This is a genomic window from Novosphingobium sp. HR1a (assembly GCF_015594425.1).
GTDB lineage: Bacteria > Pseudomonadota > Alphaproteobacteria > Sphingomonadales > Sphingomonadaceae > Novosphingobium > Novosphingobium resinovorum_A.
This window is the reverse complement of record NZ_JABXWS010000078.1, coordinates 21,951-45,928: the sequence shown is the minus strand read 5'-3', so window position 1 is coordinate 45,928 and position 23,978 is coordinate 21,951. Positions and strand designations below refer to the sequence as shown.

Genomic DNA, 23,978 nt, shown 5'->3' with positions numbered 1-23,978 from the left:
GCGCTTCTGTTCATGGCGACAACCTCCACCGTGATCGTAGAGCGGCGGCGCTCGATACGGCCCGCCTCGGCACCCGGCGCGCAACCGTCCAGCGATGATGCGGCTACCCTGCCGTTCCAATGCGAGTTCGGACACGACGATGCACACTGGCACTGGCAAACCGATGCGACCCGGCGTCTGACCGAGGTATCACGCGGGTTCGCACTGGCGACCGGGCGCGATCCATCCGATCTGAAAGGCATTTCGCTGCGCAGACTGATCGCCGGAGCACGTGCCGGAGACGCGCCTTCCGATGGGACCGAACTTGCCGAGCGCATGAAACGCCGTGAGGATTTCTCTGGCCTTGCCATGCAGGTCAGGGTGGACGACCGGCCGCGCTGGTGGAAACTTTCAGGCGAGCCGCACTACCAGGAAGGCATATTCACCGGCTATCGCGGCACCGGCTGCGACATTACCGAAAGCCGCGTAACTCTCGAAATGATGACCCGACTGGCGCATTATGATGCGCTGACCGGGTTGCCGAATAGGGCAAAACTCACTGAAGTACTGGCTGCGGCGCTCGATCGCAGCGGGCTGCGGCGGCGTAATGCCTGCGCGTTCCTGATGATCGATCTCGATCGCTTCAAGGCGGTGAACGACACGCTCGGCCACGACGTCGGCGACACCTTGCTGGCGCGCGTCGCCGAACGTCTCAGGGAGCAGATCGCCGACAGCGACATGTGCGGTCGCTTCAGCGGCGGCGCCTTCGCGGTGGTCATTCCCGAGGCATCCGACCTCGATCGGGTAAGGCTGCTGGTCCGGCGCATCACGGACCGCCTGATCCAGCCTTACGAGATCGGCCAGCATACGGTATTCGTGGGCGCATCGATCGGCTGGGCGGTCGGCCCGCATGACGGCTCCACCGCCGAGACGATTATGCGCAACGCCGATCTGGCGCTATATCGTGCCAAGGAAACCCGCAGCAATTCGCACTGCCGCTACGAGCGCAGCTTCCACGCGCAGGCCGAGGAGCGCCGCAAGCTGGAGATCGCATTGCGAAGCGCCATGAAGCGGGACGAACTGCACCTCGCCTTCCAGCCCGTGGTCGATGCGCAATCGGAAGCGGTCGTCAGCTTCGAGGCGCTGCTGCGCTGGCGGAGCACCGAGTACGGTCCCGTCAGCCCGGAAAAATTCATCCCGATCGCGGAAGAAACGCGCCTCATCGTGCCGATCGGCGAATGGATCATGCACGAAGCCTGCAAGGCAGCCGCAAGCTGGCCCGGAGACGTGCGCATCGCCGTCAACGTATCGGGAGAGCAGTTGCTGGACCCGAACTTCGTGTCCAGTGTCATCGGCGCCCTGACGACGAGCGGCCTTGCTCCCGAGCGCCTGGAGATCGAGGTGACCGAAAGCATCTTCCTGAGCGATGCGACGCGCGCCTGCACCGCTCTGGAGCACGTCATGGCGGTGGGATGCACAGTGGCGCTGGACGACTTCGGCACCGGCTATTCGTCGCTGGGATACCTGCGCAGGATGCGCTTTTCCACCATCAAGCTGGACCGGTCGTTCGTCCATGGCGCAGCGGGCGGCAACCGGGAATGCCTGGCCATCCTGCAGGCGGTAGTGACGATGGCGGAAAGTCTGGGCATGAGCACTACGGCGGAAGGGGTCGAGACCCGCCGGGAAGTCGATATGGTACGCAAGCTCGGCTGCCGGAAGATTCAGGGATACTATTTCGGCAAGCCGGCCGACGCCCTGGCGGCGCAAGCTCTGTTCGCGATGTCCTGAGGGCTCCGGCGACAATCGAACGTGCGCAAGGGGGAAACTTTCGCAACCTCCTTTTCGAGATTGGTTCGCAAAAACTGTTCTGCCAGTCCGCGCGGCCTGCCCACCCTGCTGACCGGCCAGAATTACAATGACGTGCCGGACTTCCTGCGCTCGACCGGTGGCTCACCCACGTTCCCCTATTGCGACCCTTCATTACGCGTGAACCTGTGTACCTCCGACGACAACGAGAGCTTCTTCGCCGGAGACCGCGCGATCCGTCTCGCAGCCGCCGCCCATCTCGGCGACGTGGACCTGATGGGAGCCTACGCTTTCCGGGAACGCGGCAACTACTTCGGCAACGTCCAGTGCCCGTTCAGCAAGGTCCATGCGAAAGCCTATAACGCCGAGTACAAGTGGCAGCCCGGCAGCCGCTGGATCGATTTCCGCGCCACCGCCTGGGCGAACGACACCGTCAGCGACACGTACAGTTCCGGCGGCTTCGCCAACTCGGCCTCGGTCGCGGACCCGATCATCATCAACAGCGCGATCATGAACGCCCGCAACGATCGCTTCGGCTGAGATCACGCGCGCCTCTCCCATGGCGGCTTCGACGACCTCGAGCCAGCGCTATTGCGATCAGCCCACCAGTTGGCCCGCGCGTCTGGCGGGGCTTTCCGGGACGACCGGCATTGCGGTATTGGCCCTGCTGGCCGCGCTGTTCACATGGCAGACGCCGCAGCGCGTGTCATGCCGAACTCTCCCCCGCTGACCGTCGAATTGCAGTCGCTGGCGCCCCCGCCAGAACCGGAACGCCACGTCGCTCCGGGGCCAACCCGCGCCGAGAGGCAGGAGGCCAGGCCGCAGCCGGACCGGGAAATTCCGCCCCAGCCGATGGTCGTGCTCGTCACCGCACCGGCCAACGAGCCCCTCGCCTCCGAGCCGGTGGAGATCGTCAATCCCGGCCCGCCGATGCCCCAGACGACGGCACCGAAGGCCATCGCCGCTCCGGCAGCGCTCCGGCTGTCCAGCGATACCCGGCCGGACTGGGAAGCATCGGTGCTCGCTCACCTGGGGCGCTTCCGCCGCTATCCGGCCCCTGCCCGCCATTCCTGCGGGACGTCCGGATACCGTGGAACTGACCGTGCCGATCGAGTTCGATCTCCGCTAGGCCGTAGCCGACCAGCGCCCGGGGACCATCACCTGCTTCCACAAGGCCGGCCCCGCGAACAGCAGGGCATCGCCCACGACCATGAGCACGACGACGATCGCGCACAGGCCAAGATCGGCAAGGCCGGCCGGTGCGGGCGGATGGGCGTGCACCCGCGTGTACAGCACGCGCACCGTCATCGCCGCGAGCGTCAGGACAGCGAGGCCGCCGATGCGCAAGCCGATCTGCGCCGCCAGAGTTTCATGCCAACGGATCATACATCACCTCCCTTGAGGAGGCGCTTCAGCTACGCACCTTCGCATAGCAATTCGAGAGGGGAACCTGTGGCTCCGCATTGAGATTGCATAAGATCACGCCGGAATTCGCGCCGGAAAAATGCAAATCATATGCCGATCATATGTGTTCGACATCTTGCCGATATGGAGATCAAATGCGGTTCCATGGCATGGGCATCGGGCAAAGCAACCAAGAGGGCATGACTTGAGCAGCGACCAGACCGGTGCGATTTCGGGCCACGGCAGCGGGCCTCACGGGCGGCTGCCGACGCTCGCGCTCGGCGCGCTGGGCGTGGTGTTCGGGGACATCGGCACGTCCCCGCTTTACGCCCTCAAGGAGAGCTTCGTCGGGCACCATCCACTGGCGGTGGACCACGCTCACATCTTCGGCGTGCTCTCGCTGATCTTCTGGACGATGACGCTGATCGTGACGTTCAAGTACGTCTTCATCGTCATGCGCGCCGACAACGAGGGCGAAGGCGGCTCGATGGCCCTCCTCGCGCTGATCGGGCGGAGCCTGGGCGAAACGCGCTGGACGCCGGTGATCGCGATGCTGGGCGTGATCGCGACCGCGCTGTTCTATGGCGATGCGATCATCACCCCCGCCATCTCCGTGCTGTCGGCGGTCGAGGGGCTTACCGTCGTGGAGACGTCGCTGGGCGAACTGGTGCTGCCGATCGCGATCGTCATCCTGCTCGGCCTGTTCCTGATCCAGAAGCACGGCACCGAGCGGGTCGGCGCATTCTTCGGGCCGGTCATGGCGGTGTACTTCGTTGTTCTCGCGGTGCTGGGCGTAACCAACATCATCGTCCATCCTCAGATCATCGGCATCGTCAACCCGTACTGGGCTTGGCACTTCTTCGCGCTCGATCCCAGGCTGGCGTTCCTCGCGCTGGGGTCGGTGGTGCTGGCGGTGACCGGCGCGGAGGCGCTCTATGCCGACATGGGGCATTTCGGCCGCAAGGCCATCAGCATCGCCTGGCTCTACGCCGCGCTGCCCTGCCTCATGCTCAACTACATGGGACAGGGCGCTCTGCTGCTCGACCATCCCGAGGCGGCGAGCAATCCCTTCTTCCTGCTCGCCCCGGAATGGGCACGACTGCCGCTGGTGATCCTCGCGACGCTGGCCACCGTCATCGCCAGCCAGGCGGTGATTTCGGGCGCGTTCTCGATCACCCGCCAAGCGGTGCAGTTCGGCTTCCTGCCGAGGCTGCGCATCCTCCACACCAGCGCTTCGGCGGAGGGGCAGGTCTACGTGCCGATCGTCAACTGGGCGCTGCTGGTCTTCGTCGTCCTGCTGGTGCTCTCGTTCCGCTCATCGAGCAGTCTGGCTGCGGCTTACGGCATCGCGGTGACGGGGACGATGGTGATCACCGCCTGCATGCTGGGTGTCCTCACCTTCAGCGTCTGGCGCTGGCCGCCGGTGGTGGCGGGGACTGTCACCGGACTGTTCCTGATCATCGATGGCGCCTACTTCCTGTCGAATGCGACGAAGATCCCCGACGGCGGCTGGTTCCCCCTGCTGGTCGCCGCGATCGTCTTCGTAATGCTCACCACCTGGTCCACGGGCCGCAAGGTCATGCGCCGCTATCTTGCGGAGGGTGCCATCGACCTCGACCTGTTCATCAAGTCCACCGCCGGATCGGTGCGCCGCGTCGCGGGTACGGCCGTCTTCCTCTCCTCAACCAGCGAGGGTGTGCCGCCCGCGCTGCTTCACAACGTCAAGCACAACAAGGTGTTGCACGAGCGCATCGTCATCCTCACGGTGACGACCGAAGCGGTGCCGTCGATGCCGGAGGAAGGCCGCATCACCATCGCCGATCACGGCGCGAACTTCTACCGCATGCGCCTGCGCCACGGCTTCCTCGAGGACGTGGACATTCCCGCCTCGCTCAAGGCCGTCACCACCTGCGGCGCGCCGTTCGGGTCGATGGACACCAGCTACTTCCTCAGCCGCCAGACCCTGATCGCCTCCGAGAAGCCCGGCATGGCGCTCTGGCGCGAGAAGCTCTTCGCGTGGATGATCCGCAATGCGGCGACGCCGATGGAGTTCTTCAACCTGCCGACGAACCGTGTCGTCGAACTCGGCTCGCAAGTGGAGATCTGACACTCCGTGCGTCATTGCGAGCGCAGCGAAGCAATCCAGGGCAGTATTAAGCCGCCCTGGATTGCTTCGCTGCGCTCGCAATGACGAACAAATCCCCGTCACTCCGGCGACACGTGCAGGCGATAGCCCACGCCGATCTCGTTGCCGATGATTTGCGGGCGCTGCGGATCGTCCTCCAGCTTCTGCCGCAGGCTGCGCACCAGCACGCGCAGGTATTCGACGTGGCGCTCGTTCTCGGACGGCCAGACCTGCATCATGATCTGGTGGTGCGTGATGACCCGCCCCGGGTGCTGCGCCAGTTGCGCGACCACGGCATATTCCTTGGGCGTGAGGTGCACTTCCCTGCCCGCCTTGGTGATGCGCCGCTCCATCAGGTCGATCGACACGTCACCCGCAGTCACGGCCGACACGCCCCCGCCGCGCGCCATCCGGTGCCGCAGCGCCACGCGCAGGCGCGCCAGCAGTTCGTCAGTGTCGAACGGCTTGGTCAGGTAATCGTCTGCCCCCAGATCCAGCGCCGCCACCTTTTCGTCCGTGGCATCGCGCGCCGAGACGATGATCAGCGTCGCATCGGTCTCCTTCTTGATCAGCGGCACCAGTTCCAGCCCGTCACGATCGGGCAGGCCAAGGTCCAGCAGCACGAGATCTGGGCGCTCCTCGCGCAGGCGCTCCATCGTCTCGCGCGCGTTGCCTGCCTCGACCGTCGCATAGTCGGCCCTTCCGAGCGCCGTCTGGATCAGGCGCCGGATATGCGACTCGTCATCGACGATGAGCACCTTGTGGCGGGTCTTCATGGCATGTCCTCATTGTCGAGGTGCCGGATGATCAGCGCCTCGGGAATACGGATGGTGAAGCAGGCGCCGAAGGGGTCCTCGGCGTTGGCGGCCTCGACCGACAGGCCCATGGCCTCGGCGAAACCCTTGACGATGGCGAGGCCGAGCCCGGTGCCATGGCGCACCCGGTCGGAGCCTTCGAGCCGGGTGAACGTCTCGAACACGCGCTTTTCCTGACCCGGCGGAATGCCCGGCCCCCGATCGATCACCGACAACCGCAAGGCGCCCGGCGAACGACGGCAGCGCACCAGGATCGGCGTCCCGGGTTCGCCATAGCGCCCGGCATTGTCGAGCAGGTTGATCAGGCAATGGTGCAGCAGCACCGGATCGAGCCGTACCAGCGGAATGTCCGGCGCAATGTCGAGGTCGATCTGCCTCCCATGCAGCGCATTTCGGGTATCGTGGACGGCACTGGCAACCGCGTCGAACAGGTCGGTCGCTTCGGGCTTCATCGGCAGCGCGCCCGCCTCGACGCGGGCCATGTCGAGCAGGTTGGCGACGAAGCGGTTGAGGCGCTGCGCCTCGGCATCGATGGTCTCGACGAGGTCGGGCGACGGGTGCGTCCTGAACTCCTGCGCCGCCGTGAGGATCGTGGTGAGCGGCGTGCGCAAGTCATGGCTGACCGACGAGAGCAACGCCGCGCGTAGCCGGTCGCGCTCGCCCACGGCTTGCGCCTTGAGGTTCTCCTCCTCCAGCGCCATGCGGTCGAAGGCGATCGACGCCTGATCGAGCAGGCTCATCAGCAGCGGCACTTCGTCCGATCGCACCGGGTCGCCGGCATCCTCGCGCGCGATGCCGAGGACCGCCATCACGCCGCGGCCGGATGCGGCGGACGCACGCAGCGGGTGGAATAGCCAGTCGGAGGCGGTCAGCGTCGCCGAGCCGCGCCCGGCGGGCTGCTCATTATCGATCGCCCATTGTGCGGCGGCCAGTTCGATCTGATCCATCCGGTCCTCGGGCGGATAGGCGGCGGCGAGGTCCGGGCCTGCCAGCGAGGGCAGCAGCAGCACCGCGCGCACGTCGAGCAGACGGGCGACTTCGGCGCAGATCGCCTGCATCAGCTCGTCCTGCGTGGCCGCCGCCGTCAACTGGCGCGAGAAGCTGGCAAGCGCGGCGTTCTGGCGTGCGCTGGCGCCCGCGAGGTCGGCCTGCGCGCGGACCCGCGCGGCGAACTGGCTGGTGACCACCGCCACGCCCAGCAGCACCAGGATCGAGATCACGTTCTCGGGATTGGCAACGGTCAGCGTGCCGGTCGGCGGCAGGAAGAAGAAGTTGTAGGCGAGGCTGGAGGCCAGCCCCGCGAACAGCCCCGCCCGCAGCGAGAACGAGGCCGCCGCGAACATCACCGGGATCAGGTAGAGCAGCGCGATGTTGCCAAGGTCGATCACCTCGACCAGCAGACGGCCGAGCACGGTCATTGCCGCGACCATCAGCAGCGCCCCCAGGTAATGCGCCGGATGGCCCCATTGCCCCCATCGTTGACCTCGCCTCCTTTCGGGCTTGCGGCCACTGGCAACCGGCTCGCCCGAAGGCAGGACGTGCACGGCGACGTCGCCGATCGTGCGCACCAGCCGGTCCACCACCGAGCCGTGCCGCGCCTCGAACCACCATGAGCGGTGCGACTTGCCGATGACGATCTGCGTCGCGCGCGCATCCTTTGCGAAGCCGCCCAGCCCTTCGACGACGCCCGCCGCCGGGATGCTGGCGGTGGAAGCACCGAGGCGCGAGGCCAGCGCAAGGGTATCGGCCAGTTGTCGGCGCTCGCCATCGGAGAAGTGCTGGTCGCGCCGGGTCTCGATGTGCACGGCGGTCCAAGGCGCGCGCAAGGCGTCGGCCATGCGTTTGCCCGCGCGCACCAGCCCGGCGGCATGAGGGTGCTCGCTGACAGCGACGACGATGCGTTCGCCCACCGCGAAGCTGCCCGCCAGCGCATGGGCGCGCACGTGCTCCAGCATTTGCGCGTCCACCGCCTGCGCCGCACGGCGCAGCGCCAGTTCGCGCAGCGCGGTGAGGTTGGACTTGGAGAAGAAGTGCCCCAGCGCGCGCGTCGCCTCGTGCGGCACGTAGACCTTGCCGTCCCTGAGCCGCTCGATCAGTTCGTCGGGCGGAATGTCGACGACTTCGATCTCGGCCTGTTCGAGTATCGAATCGGGCACCGTCTCGCGCACGCGGACGCGGGTGAACGAGGCGACCACATCGTTCAGGCTCTCGACGTGCTGGATGTTGAGCGTGGAACAGACGTCGATCCCGGCGTCGAGCAATTCCTCGACGTCCTGATAGCGCTTGGAATGGCGGCTGCCGGGTGCGTTGGTATGCGCGAGTTCATCGACCAGCACCAAGGCCGGCGCTCGGGCGAGGATGGCGTCGATGTCCATCTCGCCCAGCGTGTGACCGACGTGGTCCACCGTGCGGCGGGGGATCACCTCGTGGCCCTCGACCAGCGCCCCGGTCTCTCGCCGCCCGTGCGTTTCCACGACACCGACGACCACGTCCACCCCAGCCGCGCGGCGCTGGTGGCCTTCGGTCAGCATCTCCCAGGTCTTGCCGACGCCGGGCGCGGCGCCGAGGAAGATCTTGAGACGGCCGCGACCCTCCCGCGCGGCGGCGCGCAGGAGGGCTTCGGGCGATGGGCGTTCAGGCTCGTTCACCGGACCGGCTTAGCGCGCAATGCATCCAGTCGTCGATTGAGTTCGAACACGTTGACGCGGCGTTCGCCGATGAAGCCGAGTAGCGGCTCCTCGATGCTGCCCGCGACGAGGCGGCGCAGCGCTTCGGATTCGAGCCCACGCGCGCGGGCCACGCGGTCCACCTGATACAAGGCCGCCTCGGGGCTGATATCGGGGTCGAGCCCCGAGGCGGAGGTGGTCACCAGGTCGGACGGAACGGGACGCCCTGGTGTCGCAGCCTGCATGCGTTGGAGATCGGCCTGCACCCGGTCGTGCAGCGCCTGTGAGGCGGGGCCGAGGTTGGACCCGGAGGAGGCAAGGCCGTCGTAGCCCCCCTGATCGGAAGCGCCCGCCGCCGAAGGCCGGGTGTTGAAGTAGCGCTCCGAAGTGAAGGCCTGCCCGACCACGGTGGAGCCGATCACCCTGCCGCTTTCGGTGACGAGGCTGCCATTCGCCTGACGCGGGAACAGCGCTTGCCCGATCCCGGTCATCGCCAGCGGATAGGCAAGGCCGAGCAGAATGGCGAAAAGCCCGGTCATCACGAGCGCGGGGCGCAGCGAGCTTGAAATATCGTTGGTCATTTGTCTGTCTCCTGTGAGCCTGCGCTTCGCCTCGGGGGCTTCGACAAGCTCAGCCTGAGCGGTGTTGAGAGGTTTACCCTTTTTTCCCCGTCATTCCCGCGAAGGCGGGGACCCATCTGATGGCCGTGCGATCGGCTACTTCAGGAGATGGGTTCCCGCCTTCGCGGGAATGACGGGAAAGAGAAGGTTCAGTTCGCCGTCATCCTCACGCCAGTCCCAGCCCGCCGACCGCGAGATCGATGAGCTTGATGCCGACGAACGGCGCGATCAGCCCGCCAAGGCCGTAGACCGGAAGGTTGCGCGCCAGCAGCGGTCCCGCGCCCATCGGCTTGTACGTGACGCCGCGCAGCGCCAGCGGGACGAGGCAGGGGATGATGAGCGCGTTGAAGATGATCGCCGAAAGGATCGCGCTCTGCGGGCTCGACAGCCCCATCACGTTGAGCACGCCGAGGCCGGGGTAGAGCGCCACGAACATTGCCGGGATGATCGCGAAGTACTTGGCCACGTCGTTCGCAACCGAGAACGTGGTCAGCGCGCCGCGCGTCATCAGCAGCTGCTTGCCGAGGCCGACGACCTCGATCAGCTTGGTCGGATCGCTGTCGAGGTCGACCATGTTGCCCGCCTCGCGCGCGGCCTGGGTGCCGGTGTTCATGGCGACGCCGACGTCCGCCTGCGCCAGCGCGGGGGCGTCGTTGGTGCCGTCGCCGCACATCGCGACGAGGCGGCCGCCCTGCTGCTCCTTGCGGATAAGCGCCAGCTTGTCCTCCGCCGTGGCTTCGGCGAGGAAGTCGTCCACCCCCGATTCCGCCGCGATCGAGGCCGCCGTCAGTGGGTTGTCGCCGGTGATCATGACAGTGCGGATGCCCATCGCGCGCAGTTCGCCGAAGCGCTCGCGAATGCCCGCCTTGACGATATCCTTGAGGAAGATCGCGCCCAGCAACCTGCCGTCGACGGCGACCGCCAGCGGCGTGCCGCCCGCGCGGCCGATCTCGTCGGCGATGCGGCGCAGTTCGGTGGCGGCGGCCGTCGCGCCCGCGCCGGGATTGGCGGCAAGGATCGCCTGAACCGCGCCCTTCTGGATCACGCGCCCGCCGGTGTTGACGCCGGAGATGCGGGTCTGCGCGGTGAAGGGGATGACCTCGGCGCCCTCGGGAAGCGCCGTCGCGGTCTGGCCGAACTTCTCGCGCGCCAGCACGACGATCGAGCGGCCCTCGGGCGTCTCGTCGGCAAGGCTGGCGACCAGCGCGGCTTCGGCAAGTTCGCTCATGCCCACGCCGCCCACCGTGCGGAACTCGCTGGCCTGACGGTCGCCGACGGTGATGGTGCCGGTCTTGTCGAGCAACAGCACGTCGATGTCGCCCGCTGCCTCCACCGCGCGGCCGGACTTCGCCAGCACGTTGAAGCGCACCAGCCGGTCCATGCCCGCGATGCCGATGGCCGAAAGCAGCGCCGCGATCGTGGTCGGGATCAGCGTGATGAGCAGCGCCGCAAGGATCGCCACCGGCACCGAACCGCCCGCATAGCTGGCAAAGCCGGGGATGGTGGCGACGGCGATCAGGAAGATGATGGTCAGGCCCACCAACAGCAGGGTCAGGGCGATCTCGTTGGGGGTCTTCTGGCGCTCGGCGCCTTCGACCAGCGCGATCATGCGGTCGAGGAAGCCCTGCCCCGGATTGACGGTAACACGCACGCGAATCTCGTCGGAGATGACGCGGGTGCCCGCCGTCACCGCCGAGCGGTCACCGCCCGCCTCGCGGATGACGGGCGCGCTCTCGCCCGTGATCGCGGCCTCGTTGACCGAGGCGACACCGGCGACGACTTCGCCGTCCGAGGGGATGAGATCGCCGGTCTGGACGAGGACGACGTCGTCCTTTTTCAGCAGGCTGGCGGGGACGGAGTCGTAGCGGCTACCGTCACCCTTCAGCCGCTTGGCAGTGAGTTCGGCCTTGGTGGCGCGCAAGCTGGCGGCCTGCGCCTTGCCGCGCCCTTCTGCCAGCGCCTCGGCGAACGTGCCGAACAGGACGGTCAACCAGAGCCACAGCACCAGCTGGATCTTGAACCCGGCGTCGAGGCCGTCGCGGCCGACGATGAGCAGCACCGTCAGCAGCACCGCGACGACGGCGGTGGTGAACATCACCGGGTTGCGGATCAGTTCCTTCGGATTGAGCTTGCGGAAGGCATCGCCGATCGCCGGAACGATCAGGTCTGCGGTGAACAGGGATTTGGTTTGCGATCGGGACATCGTCAGGTCCTCAGAAAAGCTGGCCACGGATCATCGCGAGATGATCGGCGACAGGGCCAAGGGCGAGGCTGGGAAGAAAGGTCAGGCCGCCCACGATCAGGACGATGCCGATCAGCAGGCCCGTCCACAGCAGCCCGGTGGTGGGGAAACTGCCCGCCGTCTCCGGCGTGTACCTTTTGGCGGCGAGGCTGCCCGCGATCGCCAGCATCGGCACGATGACGAAGAACCGGCCGAGCCACATGGCGACGCCCAGCATGCCGTTGTAGAACGGCGTGCCCGCACTCAGCCCCGCGAAGGCCGAGCCGTTGTTGCCTACGGCGCTGGTGAAGGCGTAGAGGATCTCGGAGAACCCGTGCGGCCCCTTGTTGAGCGGCCCGGCAAGGCCCGCAGGCAGCACCGAGGCCACGGCGGTCATGCCCAGGATCACCAGCGGCAGCACCGCGATCGCCAGCACCGCCAGCTTGACCTCGCGGCTCTCGATCTTCTTGCCGACGTACTCGGGCGTTCGGCCCACCATCAGACCCGCAACGAAGACGGCAAGGATGGCGAACAGCAGGAAGCCATAGATGCCTGCGCCGACGCCGCCGACGACGACTTCGCCAAGCTGCATGTTGAACAGCGGGATCATGCCGCCCAGCGCCGTGAAGCTGTCATGCATGGCATTGACCGCGCCGCAGCTCGCCGCCGTGGTGACGACCGAGAACAGCGCCGAGGCGACCACGCCGAAGCGGACTTCCTTGCCTTCCATGTTGCCTCCGGCGATGCCGAGGTGATGGAGCACCGGATTGCCCACCGCTTCCTGCCAGTAGACCACGGCGGTGCCGATCAGGAAGATCGTCATCATCGCCGCCAGGATCGCCCAGCCCTGGCGGGTATTGCCCACCGCCTTGCCGAAGCACCAGGTCATGCCGGTGCCGATCACGAAAATCGACAGCATCTGGACGAAGTTGGTCAGCGCGTCCGGGTTCTCGAAGGGGTGAGCGGAATTGGCGTTGAAGAAGCCGCCGCCGTTGGTGCCCAGCATCTTGATCGCCTCCTGCGAGGCGACGGGGCCGAGCGCGAGCGTCTGCTTCACGCCTTCCAGCGTCGAGACGTCGACCGATGCCGCCAGCGTCTGCGGCACGCCCGCCGCAATCAGGTACAGCGTGTAGACCACGCAGGCGGGCAGCAGCAGGTAGAGCGTCACGCGCGTAATGTCGGCCCAGAAGTTGCCGATTCCGGTAGCGCTGCGGCGCGCGAACCCACGGAACAGCGCGAAGGCCAGCGCGATCCCGGTGGCCGCCGAGAGGAAGTTATGGATCGTCAGCGCGAACATCTGCGACAGGTTGCTCATCACCGCTTCGCCCACGTACCACTGCCAGTTGGTGTTGGTGGTGAAGCTGACGGCGGTGTTGAATGCCCCGTCCGCGCCGATGCCCGCATAGCCGAGGCCGTTGAGCGGCAACACGCCTTGCAGGCGCAGCACCGCATAAGTCAGGAGCAGCAGCACGGCGTTGAACACCAGCATGTGCACCGCGTAGCGATGCCACGGCTGGTCCTCGTCCGGGTTAATGCCTGACAGCTTGTAGAAGCCGCGCTCTACGGGTCCGAGCACACGATGAAGCGGCGTGCGGCGGCCCTCGTACAGCGCGTGGAGCCACAGCCCCATAGGTTTGGTGAGCGCCAGCAGAACGCCGACGAAAGCTGCGATATACAGCCATCCCTGGAAGGTCATGACGGCGCCCCCTCAGAACCGCTCGGGCCGTGCGAGCACGGCAACGAGATAGACGAGAAGGCCGAGTGCGGTGAAACCCGCCAGCCACAGATCGATGGTCATGTCGGTCGCGCCCCTCACGCCTTGTTGCACAGGCCGACGTAGCCGAGACTGGCCGCCAGCAACGCGAGGGTCAGGCCGATCCAGAGGATGTCCTGCATGGGTAATGCTCCTGCAAGCTCGCCTCGCAAAGGGTGCGGGACGAGTCGAATGCAGCAGAGCCATTAGGATGGTGCGGCGTTGGAATTCGAGACGAGCAAATCCGCAGCCGCATAGTATTTGCGTATGATCTGCGGATTTTCGCTGAAAAAGCGACGTCCGGAAGCGATAGCTCGCTCCCGGACGCCTTTCGATCATGCCATGTTCGAAGGATCAGAACCCGAAGCGCACGCGGATGCCGCCGTTGCGCTTGACCGGCATCGACAGCACCACCGCATTGCCGCCGAGCAGGCTCGTCGTCGTCTGGACGCCGGTGTAGCTCTTGTCGTTGAACACGTTGTTGACGAAGAACTGCACGTCGAGATGCTCGCTGCTAATGCCGGTGCGCAGGTTCACCTTGTTGGCATCGCCGATCCACGAGATGTTCTCGTACGTCGTGTAGATGCGGCTGCGGTGTGCATAGTCGCCGCGCAGGAACCAGCGGTAGCCGTCACCAATGTCGACGCCGTATTCCGCGCCGACGTTGCTGGTGAACACCGGAGCCGCAGGGTTCTGCGCGCCCGCCGCCACCGTCGAGTTGCCGGTGATCGCCACGCACGAGGCGCAGGGGATCGAAGTGTCCAGCTCGACCTTGTTGTACCCGGCGTTGAAGTTGAGCGACAGCGCATGGGTCACCTTGAGGTTGCCCTCGATCTCGGCGCCCTTCACCGTGCTCCTGCCGGTGTTCTGGGTCACGCCGACGCCGATGTCGCTGGCGCCCGGGGTGGCGTTGGGGACCTGGATGCTGTTGGTGATCGCCTGGTCCTTCCACTTGGCGTAGAAGACCGCCGCGCTGAAGGAGAACACATCCGCCACGGTGCCCTTCAGGCCCAGTTCGTAGTTGTCGATGACGGCCGGCTTGTAGATGTTGGTGACCGAGGCGCGCTCTTCCAGATAAGCGCGCTGAGCGGCGGTCAGCGGCAGGACCGAGAGGTTGAAGCCGCCCTTGTTCATCCCGCGCGAATAGGTCGCGTAGCCCATGAGGTCGGGCGTGAATTTGTACTGCGCGGAAACGCGGGGCACGAAGCGCTTGTACTTGCCGCTGGTGCGCAGGGTCTGCGGATCGCGGAAGTAGACCTTCAGCTCCTCCTCGATGTAGCGTCCTTCGGCGTTCAGCGTGAAGCGCGGCGAGAAGTCGTAGGACACGCTGCCGAACACGCTCTTGTCGACGAGCGTATTGAGCGAGCCGTCGCCGAACACCTGGATCGTATTGGGATAGAGCGCGACCGTATAGCTGCGGTTGCTGACCTTGAAGTAGTTGGCGCCCACCATCCAGCGCAGCGGCTGGTTCGCGCCGGAAGTGACCCGGAACTCTTGGCTGACGGCGCTTTCCTTGTACATCGCCATGGTCGGGTAGTTGATGAAGGGATCGCCCACGAAACCGGGGATCGTCGATACCGTGGTGTTGGGAATGCCGCTGGTATCGCGCCCGTCGAGGTCCTGATTGCTCTGGAAACGGGTCTTGTTATAGCCGGTCAGCGACGAGAGCACGATGTCGGTGCCGGGGATCGTGAAGTCCACCGCAAGGTTCGTCACGATCTCGCGGCGCTCCAGACCCGCGTGGTCGTTGATCGCCTTGTAGGTCGGGTTCAGGCGTCCCAGCGAGTTGTTGACGACCTGGTCGATGAACGCGGGCGTCGCCGGGTTCTGGCCCATCTGGCTGGTTGGGAACTGCGGGATCTTGCCGCAGTAGAAGTTGTTCACGTTGGTCGGCGCGGCGCCCGCGTTGCAGTTGAAGGTGTTGACCGGCAGACGGCTGGAGAAGCCCGCCGCGCCCGCGCCGTCATGGTCCTCCAGATACATGCCGAAAGCCTTGAGGCGCAGGCCGTCGAACGGCTTGATCACCAGCGTGCCGTTGATCGTCTCGGTCTGCTGCGCACCGAGGCGGCTGCCGTCGTAGGGGTTGGTGTACTGCCCGTCGAAGCCGTAGCGGCGCCCGCCGATGCGCAGGCCGATGGCGTCCTTGACGATCGGCAACTCGACGCTCGCCTTGATGTCATAGAGCGAATAGCTGCCCGCCGTGCCGTCGAAGTTCCACCGGAACGCATCTCCCGGATCACGCGTCACCACGTTGATCGCGCCCGCGAAGGACTGGCGGCCGAAGGCGGCGCTCTGCGGACCTTTGAGCACTTCGACACGCGACACTTCGTTGCCGAGGTTGTTGATGACATCGAAGTTTACCGGCGTGCCGTCGAGAAACACCGAGACGGTGGGGTTCAGCGGATCGGCGATGCCGCGGATGACGATCTGGCTGTAGCTGCGGTCGACGCGGCCCGAACTGGTCTGCTGCGCATAGAGGCCCGGCGTGAATGCCTGCAGGTCCAGCACGTTGTTGACGTTGAGCTTGGCGAGGTTGGCCGCCGTCATGACCGACAGCGTCACCGGGGTCTCCAGCAGCGACTCCTCGCGGCGACGGGCGGTGACCATGATCACCCCGCCGTCGGTGCCCGCTTCGGCCTGCGGAGCGGACGGCGCAACCGGGGTTTCCTGGGCCTGCACGGCAGGCGCGGCGGCCATGACGAGCATGAGCGCGGTGCAGCATGCACCAAAGTCATAGCATTTCGATTTCGAACGCATCTTGGTATTCTCCCTGTTTTCGGAATTTGCGTGTCAATGAACTTCGATTCATCGCACGACTTCGGAACGGAAGTTTTCAGGATAAAATCGGATATTCAATTGAATTTGGGTTGTCCGCCCATAACCATCAGTTATGAAACTGCAGAGGCCGGACCCCGGAGTCCCGCCGCCCGGAGAGCACGATGGACCTTCGCCAGCTGCGCCACCTGATCGCCATCATCGAGGAGCGTTCGTTCTCGGCCGCGGCCAAGGCGGTGCACCTCACCCAGCCTGCCCTGACGCGCAGCATGAACGCCCTCGAAGCGAGCGTTGGAACGCCGCTTCTGGTGCGCAGAAACAACGGAATTGAGCCGACTTCGGCAGGTTCCGTGCTTTACGAATACGCCAACCTGCTGACCGCCACAGCGGACAATGCCAGGGCCGACATCGCTCGGCTGGCGAAGGGTCTGGGGGGTGCGCTGAACGTCGGAATCGGCACACATCTGGCCGACCTCGCACTGCCGAAAATCCTCTCGGAGTTCGCGCGGCGCTATCCCCACCTGTCGATCAATCTGAAGATCGGGATGATCGAGGATCTGGTGCCGATGGTGCTGGAGGGCAGGGTCGAACTGATCGCCAGCATGGTCCCGACGGACCGCATGCAGGCAGGCATCGCCTATGAGCGACTTTTTACTACAACAACCCATCTATATGCAGCACAACTGCACCACCTATGCGCCATAGATGATGTCATTACTTTTGAACAATTGACACGCGAGCGCTGGGTTTATTTAAACTGCCTCCACGCGGATCTCGACATGAATCGCTTCTTCGCCAATGGCGGCATGGGCTTTCCCGATCAGGTTTTCCGCACCGATTCCCCAAGGATGATGCGCGCAATGATCGAGGACGAAGGCTGCCTCGGCATCATGCCGGACGACTACATGAGCGGCGCCCGGGCGCAGGCGCTGCGAGTAGAGGGCATGCCCGTCCCGCGCGCGACCGGGCTGCTCTACCGCCCCGATATTCCGCTGCGTCCGATCGTCATGGAATTCGCCAACCTGCTGCGCCGCGAACTTTCCAAACCTCCGGGATGAGTGCGCGCGCACCGGCTCAGGCGGCCAGCGCGGCGAAAGCGCGCAGGCGCGGCACCAGGTGCTCGCCAAGGTGCAGGACGTCGGCGATCGGATCGAAGCCGCTGATCAGGAAGCGGTTCACGCCAAGCCGGTGATAGGCGAGCAGGCTGGCGGCGACCGAGTCCGGCGTGCCGACGATCGTGCTGGCGGCCTTCTGGAACCCGGTGGCGCGGGCGATGCCCACCCAGAGCCGCTCGTCCAGCACGTCGCCTTCGCGGGCGCGCGCTTCGGCCAGTTCGTTCTTGCCGAGGACGCCGGGCTGACCGCCCTTTTGCGCCATGTCCTCGACGCCCCGGCGCACGTCCTCCAGCACCGCCTGCGCCTTGTCCCATGCCTCGCCCTCGGTACGGCCGACGATGATCCGGGTGGACATGCAGAAATCGACTGTCCGACCGGCCTTACGCGCCTCTTGACGTACCGATGCGATCAGTGCGGCGCTGGGTTCCAGCCGGTCTATGCCGAAGGCGTAGACATCGGCGTGCTGCCCCGCGACTTCCAGTGCGCGCGGGGACTGGCCGCCGAAGAACACCGGGATGCCGCCCTCCTGCACCGGCACCACTTCGGAGCGCGCGCCGCGCAAGGTATAGAACGTGCCGTCGTGATCGAACCGCTCGCCGCTCCATGTCCTGCGCAGCAGCGGGATATATTCGGCACTGCGGGCGTGACGTTCGTCGCGAGTTAGGAAATCGCCGTCGGCCTGCGTCTCGGTGTCGCTGGGGGCGGAGATGACATGGACGCCCACCCGCCCCTCGCTCAGCCGGTCGAGCGTGGCGAACTGGCGCGCGGCCAGCGTTGGCGCGACGAAGCCGGGGCGGTGCGCGATCATGAACCTGAGCCGCCTGGTGATCCCGGCAAGGTGCGTGGCGAAGACCACGCCGTCGGGCCATGTCGCCGCCTGCGCGATCAGCACGCGGTCGAAGTCCGCCGCCTCGAACGCGGCGGCGAGGCGGGCGATGAAGTCGGGCTCGACGATGCCCATCGGACGCGGGTTCGCCTCCGAGGATTCGCGATGGTTGAAAGTCCCGATGATCTCGATCGACATGACGCGTCAGTTTTCCTCGTGCGGCGCGGGCGCCGGTTCAGCCAAATTCTCGGCAGGCATCCGGTAGAACAGGAGCAGGACGATCCCGGCCACTTGCGCGACCGCCGGGATCAGCGCCATCGACAGGCGCACCGCCTCGCGCGCGGCCTCGCTCTGCACCAGCGCGGCGCCGGTCCCGGAGCGGTAGCCGCTCGCCTGCAGGAACAGTCCGACGAGGAACGGCGCGAGGGCGAAGGCGGCCTTCTGGAAGAACTCGAAGAAGGCGGCGTAGAGCCCCTCCTTGCGCAGCCCGCTGCGGCGCACCCCGAAGGCGATGGTGTCCGGCAACATGGACAGCGTCATCAGCAGCGTTCCCGTCGTCGCGAAACCGGCAAAGCCGCCGCGCAGCAGGAACAGGGCATCGCCCTCGGCCGGGGAGGCCGCGAGCCAGCTCAGGCTGATCGCGGCCGAAAGCACCAGTGCCGCCGCGCAGATCACCGGCTTGGGCGCGAAGCGGGCGATCTGGCGCCAGACGGGCACGCTCATGGTGCCGACCACGCCGCTCGCCAGCGCGAACTGCGCCATGCCGGTCTCTCCGCGTGCAAGCACGTCGCGCATGAAGAACAGCCCCGTCGCCCCCACCGCCGCCGAGGCGATGAAGCCGCAGAACTTGACGCCCAGCAGGACGATGAACGGGCGGTTGGCGAAAAGCTGCGCGAACCCGGCGAGCGCGGAGCCGCGCTCATGCTCGACAGGGTGCTCGCGCAGGCCACCGGTCGCGACGACCGCGACGGCCATGCTCACGAAGATGAAGGCGGCCATGCAATAGCCCATCCGCGCGAAGGCATCGGCGGAACTGCCGCCCCACGCGATCATCGCCGGAGCCAGCGCGCCCCCCGCCAGCGCGGCAAGCTGGATGAAGAACGTCCGCCAGGCCATCAGCGAGGTCCGCTCCTGCGGGCTGTCGGTGATCTCGGCGGGCATGGCGGAAGAGGGAATCGCGAAAGCAGAATAGCCGGTGAAGGTCAGCAGCAGCGCGCCCATCACCATGACCGCCTGCGAACCGCCCGCCCCGCTGCCCGAGAACAGCCAGGCCATGCCGAGGCCGCTCAGCAGCGCACCCGCCGCCATCCACGGTCGCCGCCGTCCCCAGCGGCTGCGGGTGCGGTCACTGCCCTGTCCGATCAGCAGGTCGGCGATGCCGTCGTAGATGCGCCCGGCCAGCATGAACGAGCCCGCGAGCGCGGGGTCCATCCCGGTCGCGGTCACTAGGTAATACATCAGGATGACATTGACGACGTAAAGCACGGTCGTGCTGCCCGCCGAACCGAACGCCCAGCCCACTTTGGTCGCAATCGGTATGCGTCCGGTGCGGTTAGGTACACTCTGGGTGCCGTTGAGTGCCGCTATTTCGGTCAAGAGCGCCCCCGCCTCGCAGGTCCGTCACGGACTGCCTACCAGCCGGAGACTACGGACACGGCGCTGGCCCGGGAAATCGAAAGCACGGCTTCTTCCATGCACAAAACGTATGCTCGGGGAATCGGAAGACCATGCAGATCCGGCAATTGCGACACTTCCTGGCGGCGGTGGAGACGGGCTCGATGACCCTCGCCTCGACCGCGCAGAACATCACGCAACCCACGCTTTCGCGCAGTATCCGCACGCTGGAGGAGCAGCTCGGCGTCGACCTGTTCGAGCGCGGCCATCGCGGCGTCCTGCCCACCCGATACGGGGAATTGCTGGCGGCCCATGCCCGCTCGATCCTCCACGGCTTCGACCAGGCGATCGAGGATGTCGGCGCCATGCGGGCGGGCGGTTTGGGCCATGTCCGCCTCGGCATCGGCTCCACCGCGACCGACCCGCGCATTGCGCAGGCCTGCGCGGAAATGGCGGTTTCGGCGGAAAACATCACGCTTTCGCTGGACTTCGACGTGCCCGAGACGCAGTTCGCGCGACTTCGGCGCGGGGAGCTCGATGCGATCATCGACACTTTGCGCCCCGACCTCGACAGCGGCGACCTCAACTTCCGGCCACTCACCCGGCTCGACCTGATGCTGGTCGCGCGGCGGGGGCACCCGATCCTCGAGTGCGGCGTGACGCCTGCGCGAGAACTGGCCCGCTGGCCCTGGGCGATCTTCAACCAGCCCAATGCCGAGGCATTCTACCGCGGACTTCTGGGGCTGGAGGACGAGGACCACAACATCCGCGTCCGCAGTTCCTCGCCCGCGATGCTGCGCCAGCTACTGCTCAACGCGAACCTTATCGGCCTGATGGCCCGTACCGAGATCGCCGACTGCCTAGCCGACGGGCGATTGCAGGAAGTCCCCGCCGACATGCGCCGCGTCGAGGCGACGCTTTGCGTCATCACCCGGCGGCGGACCTACATGAGCGGCGCCCTGCGCGTGGTGATCAAGCGGCTGCACGAGGCGCTGTGACGGCAGGCTCCCATACGGTTTGGACATGACTGCGCGCGCGCTTTCGATTGGGCGATGGCCGGTGCCCTCCGCATAGTCCGGGGCATGAAGGCGGGGAAACACGGGACATGCTGAAACGTCCGGTCATGGCCGGGATCGCGGCGCTGGCACTGCTTGCAGTGGGGTTCGGCGCCTTCGCCCTCGCTGCGCGGACGGGCGCCTTCGCCATTTCGCTGGAGGATTTGCGCCACCGCTACCAGACCGCGCATTCTCGCTACGTGACGCTGGGCGGCATGCAACTTCACATCGACGACCGGGGCTCCGGGCCTGTCATCATGCTCATCCACGGGCACTACCAGTCGCTGCGTATCTGGGATGCCTGGGCGCAGCGGCTCGCCAGCGACCACCGCGTGATCCGCATCGACATGCCGCCTTACGGCCTCTCCGGCCCCGACCGCACCGGCCAGTACAGCCCCCGCCGCGTCGAGCAGCTGATCGCCCTCCTAGCCCGGCACGAACACCTGAAGCGCTTCAGTATCGGCGGCATCTCTACCGGCAGCGCGATCGCCATGCGCTATACGCTGGCGCATCCCGATCAGGTGGAAAGCCTTATCCTGGTGAACGCGCCGCTGGTGCCGATCCCACCCGGCTTGCAGCCGAAGACCTCGGCCATGCTGGGCTTTCTGGAGAACACCCTGTTCCGGCCGATTTACCGGCCCAAGGCGTTCTACCGCTACCTCCTGAACCGCCTGATCGCCAACAAGTCCGTCCTCACCGACGATCTGGTGCAGCAGACCTACGACATGCACCGCAAGCCCGGCAATGGGGCGACGCTGGACCAGTTCACCAGCGCCCTGCGCTTTGAAGCGAGCGATTACGGCAAGCGATCGCAGACGACCGCGCAGCAGCTGGGCTCGGTCCGCGTACCGACGCTCGTGCTTTGGGGCGGGGCCGGGTCCATGCTCCCGGTTTCGGTGGGCTGCGAGGTGACACGCACGGTCGGCGCCTCCCGCCGGCTAATGGTCAGTTTTCCCGGTGCAGGCCATTTCCTGCCGATCGAGGCCCCGCACGCCGCCGAGGACATCGCCTGGTTCCTCGATGCCGACAGCGGCAAGGCCGCCCGTCCGCCTGCCGGCACAGTACAGGACTGCACACGATGAAACACGCCGTGCTCGGCGCGTTCTGCGCGCTCTCGCTCACGATCGCTCCCGTCTGCGCGCAGGAAACCATCGCCAGCCCCGACCCGATCCCGGTCGCCGAACTGGAAAGCCGCTACCGCCTTCCGCAATCGAAGTTCATCGACCTGCTCGGCACGCGCATCCATTATGTCGATGTCGGCTCCGGCCCCGTACTGGTCCTCACGCATGGGTCGAGTTCGTCGCTGCGCACGTTCGCGCCCATGATCGAGCGTCTGAGCCGCCGCTACCGCGTGATCGCGTGGGATGAGCCGAACATGGGCCTGTCGGGCGCCCCGCCACGTGTACTCTACGACCGCCCGCTCTATCCCGTACTGGTGCTGGAGGCGCTGCTCGACACCCTCAAGGTCAAACGCGCCAACCTTGCCGGGGTATCGAGCGGCGGTGCAATCTCGTTCTACTACGCGGCGCGCAATCCGGCGCGGGTCGAGCGGCTGATCCTGTCCAACACGCCCACTGGCCGCGCGGACGGCAAAGGCATGGCGCTCAGCGCCGCGCTGGCGATGGAAATCGCCGCCTCCACTCCGGCCACCGGACGCAAGAGCAAGATCTTCCGCCCGCGCTCCTACTGGCGGGCCTACTTCGATTTCTACACCGGAGAGCCCGGCCGCGCGGACGACCGGCTCGTCGACGAATACTACGACATGAACCGCCGCCCCGCCGCGCCCGACAGGCTGGCCATCGTCGCAGCGCTCGACGATCCGGCGCTGACCGCCGACGCGTTGGCGAAGGTGACTGCGCCGGTGCTGCTTGTCTGGGGCGCCCGCGATCCGGTCCTGCCGGTCGAGAGTGCAGCGGTCCTCCGCGATGCTCTGGTCCATGCTCAGGTATCGACGCTGATCCTGCCGGACGTGGGACATTATCCGCCGCTGGAAGTGCCGGGTCGCTTCGCCGACATCCTCGACAGCTTCCTCTTCGACGTTACCCCCTACCGGCCAGTCGCGCCGGACCCTGCCAAGCGGTAAGGCGCGCACATCCATGACCGACGACACGACCGAATTCTTCGGCATCCTGCACTGGAACGACTATTCCGAAGCCAGGCCGAGGCCCTTCGACGAAGTGGATTCCGAGTTCATCGCAGCCTGCGCCCGCGCTCATGAGGACGCAGGGTTCGATCGCGTGCTCATCGCCAACTCGGCCCATCGGCCTGACAGCCTGCCCATAGCGACATGGGCAGCGGCGGCGACCTGCAGGCTCGGCTTCATGATCGCGCACCGACCCGGCTTCATCGCGCCGACAATGGCCGCGCGCATGTTCGCCATCCTCGACCGGATGAGCGGCGGGCGCTGCGGTGTCCACATCATCACCGGTGCCGACGATCAAGAACTCCACGCGGACGGCGATTACAGTACCAAGGACGACCGCTATCGCCGCAGCCACGAATACGTCGAAGTCATGCGCAAGGTCTGGTCGAGCGAGGCGCCTTTCGATCACGACGGGGAATTCTACCAGGTGGAGAGCGCCTTCTCCCACGTTCGGCCGGAAAAGGGCATCCCGGTCTTCTGGGGTGGCAGTTCGCCAGCCTCGATCGAGTACGGGACGCGCGCGGCGGACGTCTATGCGTTCCCCGGCTTCCCTGCCGCGGCCCTGAAGGAGCCCGCGCGCGACGTGCTGTCCCGCGCCCGCGCGATCGGCCGTTCACCGGCCCTGCTCACCTCCCTGCGCGTCCTCGTCGCCGACACCCCGGCGCAGGCGTGGGAACGCGCCCATGCCATTCAGGACCGGTTGATCGAGGAAGTCGTCGATAACGGCCGCTTCCAGACCAATCCGGGTGAAGGCCGCCGGGCGGCAATCGACCGGGCCAGGCAAGCCGCCAACGAGAATGCGCTGGAGGGTTTGCTCTGGGCAGGCATCACCCGCGTTCCCACCGGTCGGCCGGCGTTGGGATGCCTGGTGGGCAGCCACGATCAGGTCGCGGATGCGCTGATGGAATACCGGGAAGCCGGGTTCTCCCGGTTCATCGTCAGCGGCTATGACCCGATCCCCGACGCCCGCCTGTTCGGCGCAGAACTGATCCCCCGGGTTTGCGCACGCGCAAAGGCGCAATAGCCGGAACAAAGGCCGATCCCGTCCCTTCCTCCTGCAA

The 23,978-nt window shown here is 66.3% G+C and carries 19 protein-coding genes; 8 read left to right on the top strand and 11 right to left on the bottom strand.

Annotation, left to right across the window (positions count from 1 at the left end):
- Nucleotides 1-1,767, top strand: a 1,767-nt coding sequence (locus tag HWN72_RS21480; RefSeq protein ID WP_211151310.1) for a bifunctional diguanylate cyclase/phosphodiesterase, incomplete at its 5' end; no start/stop codon positions are given.
- Between the two features lie 60 nt (nt 1,768-1,827).
- Complete coding sequence (locus HWN72_RS21475; RefSeq protein ID WP_248006209.1) at nt 1,828-2,325, top strand: hypothetical protein; 498 nt, start codon at nt 1,828-1,830, stop codon at nt 2,323-2,325.
- A 140-nt stretch (nt 2,326-2,465) separates the two neighbouring features.
- On the opposite strand, the gene HWN72_RS21470 is transcribed toward HWN72_RS21475, so the two are convergent.
- Together HWN72_RS21470 and HWN72_RS21465 are read right to left on the bottom strand one after the other, a co-directional pair.
- Nucleotides 2,466-2,744, bottom strand: a complete 279-nt coding sequence (locus HWN72_RS21470) for a hypothetical protein (protein ID WP_211151309.1) — start codon at nt 2,742-2,744, stop codon at nt 2,466-2,468.
- A gap of 166 nt (nt 2,745-2,910) precedes the next feature.
- Entirely contained in the window at nt 2,911-3,171 is a 261-nt protein-coding gene (locus HWN72_RS21465; RefSeq protein ID WP_008830870.1) for a hypothetical protein, read from the bottom strand.
- Between the two features lie 223 nt (nt 3,172-3,394).
- Between HWN72_RS21465 and HWN72_RS21460 the strand changes: the two genes are divergently transcribed.
- Nucleotides 3,395-5,296: a potassium transporter Kup gene (locus tag HWN72_RS21460; protein ID WP_008830869.1), complete on the top strand. Its 1,902-nt coding sequence runs from the start codon at nt 3,395-3,397 to the stop codon at nt 5,294-5,296.
- Nucleotides 5,297-5,394: 98 nt separating this feature from the next.
- On the opposite strand, the gene HWN72_RS21455 is transcribed toward HWN72_RS21460, so the two are convergent.
- The 7 genes from HWN72_RS21455 to HWN72_RS21425 all read right to left on the bottom strand — a co-directional run bounded on the left by HWN72_RS21455 (nt 5,395) and on the right by HWN72_RS21425 (nt 16,146).
- On the bottom strand, nt 5,395-6,090 hold the full coding sequence (locus HWN72_RS21455; protein WP_008830868.1) for a response regulator: 696 nt from the start codon (nt 6,088-6,090) through the stop codon (nt 5,395-5,397).
- Complete coding sequence (locus HWN72_RS21450) at nt 6,087-8,777, bottom strand: sensor histidine kinase KdpD (protein WP_211151308.1); 2,691 nt, start codon at nt 8,775-8,777, stop codon at nt 6,087-6,089. Before HWN72_RS21450 ends, HWN72_RS21455 begins: the two co-directional genes overlap by 4 nt.
- Nucleotides 8,774-9,376, bottom strand: a complete 603-nt coding sequence (kdpC, locus tag HWN72_RS21445) for a potassium-transporting ATPase subunit KdpC (protein WP_211151307.1) — start codon at nt 9,374-9,376, stop codon at nt 8,774-8,776. Before kdpC ends, HWN72_RS21450 begins: the two co-directional genes overlap by 4 nt.
- Nucleotides 9,377-9,581: 205 nt before the next feature.
- Complete coding sequence (kdpB, locus tag HWN72_RS21440; protein WP_211151306.1) at nt 9,582-11,618, bottom strand: potassium-transporting ATPase subunit KdpB; 2,037 nt, start codon at nt 11,616-11,618, stop codon at nt 9,582-9,584.
- A gap of 10 nt (nt 11,619-11,628) precedes the next feature.
- The gene (gene kdpA, locus HWN72_RS21435) at nt 11,629-13,332 is read right to left on the bottom strand and encodes a potassium-transporting ATPase subunit KdpA (RefSeq protein WP_211151305.1); all 1,704 of its coding nucleotides are present in this window, start codon (nt 13,330-13,332) and stop codon (nt 11,629-11,631) included.
- Nucleotides 13,333-13,344: 12 nt separating this feature from the next.
- Nucleotides 13,345-13,434, bottom strand: a complete 90-nt coding sequence (locus tag HWN72_RS21430; protein WP_008829858.1) for a potassium-transporting ATPase subunit F — start codon at nt 13,432-13,434, stop codon at nt 13,345-13,347.
- 309 nt (nt 13,435-13,743) lie between these two features.
- Nucleotides 13,744-16,146, bottom strand: coding sequence for a TonB-dependent receptor (locus HWN72_RS21425; RefSeq protein WP_008829857.1), 2,403 nt, complete (start codon nt 16,144-16,146; stop codon nt 13,744-13,746).
- A 182-nt stretch (nt 16,147-16,328) separates the two neighbouring features.
- On the opposite strand from HWN72_RS21425, the gene HWN72_RS21420 reads away from it, so the two are divergent.
- On the top strand, nt 16,329-17,222 hold the full coding sequence (locus tag HWN72_RS21420; RefSeq protein ID WP_008829856.1) for a LysR family transcriptional regulator: 894 nt from the start codon (nt 16,329-16,331) through the stop codon (nt 17,220-17,222).
- 16 nt (nt 17,223-17,238) lie between these two features.
- Here HWN72_RS21420 and HWN72_RS21415 read toward each other — a convergent pair whose 3' ends face one another.
- Together HWN72_RS21415 and HWN72_RS21410 are read right to left on the bottom strand one after the other, a co-directional pair.
- Nucleotides 17,239-18,303, bottom strand: a complete 1,065-nt coding sequence (locus HWN72_RS21415; protein ID WP_008829855.1) for an LLM class flavin-dependent oxidoreductase — start codon at nt 18,301-18,303, stop codon at nt 17,239-17,241.
- A 6-nt stretch (nt 18,304-18,309) separates the two neighbouring features.
- Nucleotides 18,310-19,701, bottom strand: coding sequence for an MFS transporter (locus HWN72_RS21410; RefSeq protein ID WP_248006208.1), 1,392 nt, complete (start codon nt 19,699-19,701; stop codon nt 18,310-18,312).
- A 131-nt stretch (nt 19,702-19,832) separates the two neighbouring features.
- Here HWN72_RS21410 and HWN72_RS21405 point away from each other — a divergent pair, with 131 nt between their 5' ends.
- From HWN72_RS21405 to HWN72_RS21390, 4 genes are all read left to right on the top strand, one after another.
- Complete coding sequence (locus HWN72_RS21405; protein WP_008829853.1) at nt 19,833-20,717, top strand: LysR family transcriptional regulator; 885 nt, start codon at nt 19,833-19,835, stop codon at nt 20,715-20,717.
- Nucleotides 20,718-20,824: 107 nt separating this feature from the next.
- Nucleotides 20,825-21,856, top strand: coding sequence for an alpha/beta fold hydrolase (locus HWN72_RS21400; protein WP_211151304.1), 1,032 nt, complete (start codon nt 20,825-20,827; stop codon nt 21,854-21,856).
- The gene (locus HWN72_RS21395) at nt 21,853-22,857 is read left to right on the top strand and encodes an alpha/beta fold hydrolase (RefSeq protein ID WP_008829851.1); all 1,005 of its coding nucleotides are present in this window, start codon (nt 21,853-21,855) and stop codon (nt 22,855-22,857) included. Before HWN72_RS21400 ends, HWN72_RS21395 begins: the two co-directional genes overlap by 4 nt.
- A gap of 13 nt (nt 22,858-22,870) precedes the next feature.
- Nucleotides 22,871-23,941 (top strand): LLM class flavin-dependent oxidoreductase, encoded by a 1,071-nt coding sequence (locus tag HWN72_RS21390; protein WP_211151303.1) that lies wholly within the window; start codon nt 22,871-22,873, stop codon nt 23,939-23,941.
- The last annotated feature ends 37 nt before the right edge of the window (nt 23,942-23,978 follow it).

What these genes read in the sequence shown, in the direction of transcription:
- HWN72_RS21470 (WP_211151309.1), bottom strand. Translation starts at nt 2,744, where the DNA reads ATGGCCTTCGGTGCCGTCGTCTGGGGCATCGGCGGGCCGGGATTGACG.
- HWN72_RS21465 (WP_008830870.1), bottom strand. Translation starts at nt 3,171, where the DNA reads ATGATCCGTTGGCATGAAACTCTGGCGGCGCAGATCGGCTTGCGCATC.
- HWN72_RS21455 (WP_008830868.1), bottom strand. Translation starts at nt 6,090, where the DNA reads ATGAAGACCCGCCACAAGGTGCTCATCGTCGATGACGAGTCGCATATC.
- kdpC (WP_211151307.1), bottom strand. Translation starts at nt 9,376, where the DNA reads ATGACCAACGATATTTCAAGCTCGCTGCGCCCCGCGCTCGTGATGACC.
- kdpB (WP_211151306.1), bottom strand. Translation starts at nt 11,618, where the DNA reads ATGTCCCGATCGCAAACCAAATCCCTGTTCACCGCAGACCTGATCGTT.
- kdpA (WP_211151305.1), bottom strand. Translation starts at nt 13,332, where the DNA reads ATGACCTTCCAGGGATGGCTGTATATCGCAGCTTTCGTCGGCGTTCTG.
- HWN72_RS21430 (WP_008829858.1), bottom strand. Translation starts at nt 13,434, where the DNA reads ATGACCATCGATCTGTGGCTGGCGGGTTTCACCGCACTCGGCCTTCTC.
- HWN72_RS21425 (WP_008829857.1), bottom strand. Translation starts at nt 16,146, where the DNA reads ATGCGTTCGAAATCGAAATGCTATGACTTTGGTGCATGCTGCACCGCG.
- HWN72_RS21420 (WP_008829856.1), top strand. Translation starts at nt 16,329, where the DNA reads ATGGACCTTCGCCAGCTGCGCCACCTGATCGCCATCATCGAGGAGCGT.
- HWN72_RS21415 (WP_008829855.1), bottom strand. Translation starts at nt 18,303, where the DNA reads ATGTCGATCGAGATCATCGGGACTTTCAACCATCGCGAATCCTCGGAG.
- HWN72_RS21405 (WP_008829853.1), top strand. Translation starts at nt 19,833, where the DNA reads ATGCAGATCCGGCAATTGCGACACTTCCTGGCGGCGGTGGAGACGGGC.
- HWN72_RS21400 (WP_211151304.1), top strand. Translation starts at nt 20,825, where the DNA reads ATGCTGAAACGTCCGGTCATGGCCGGGATCGCGGCGCTGGCACTGCTT.
- HWN72_RS21395 (WP_008829851.1), top strand. Translation starts at nt 21,853, where the DNA reads ATGAAACACGCCGTGCTCGGCGCGTTCTGCGCGCTCTCGCTCACGATC.
- HWN72_RS21390 (WP_211151303.1), top strand. Translation starts at nt 22,871, where the DNA reads ATGACCGACGACACGACCGAATTCTTCGGCATCCTGCACTGGAACGAC.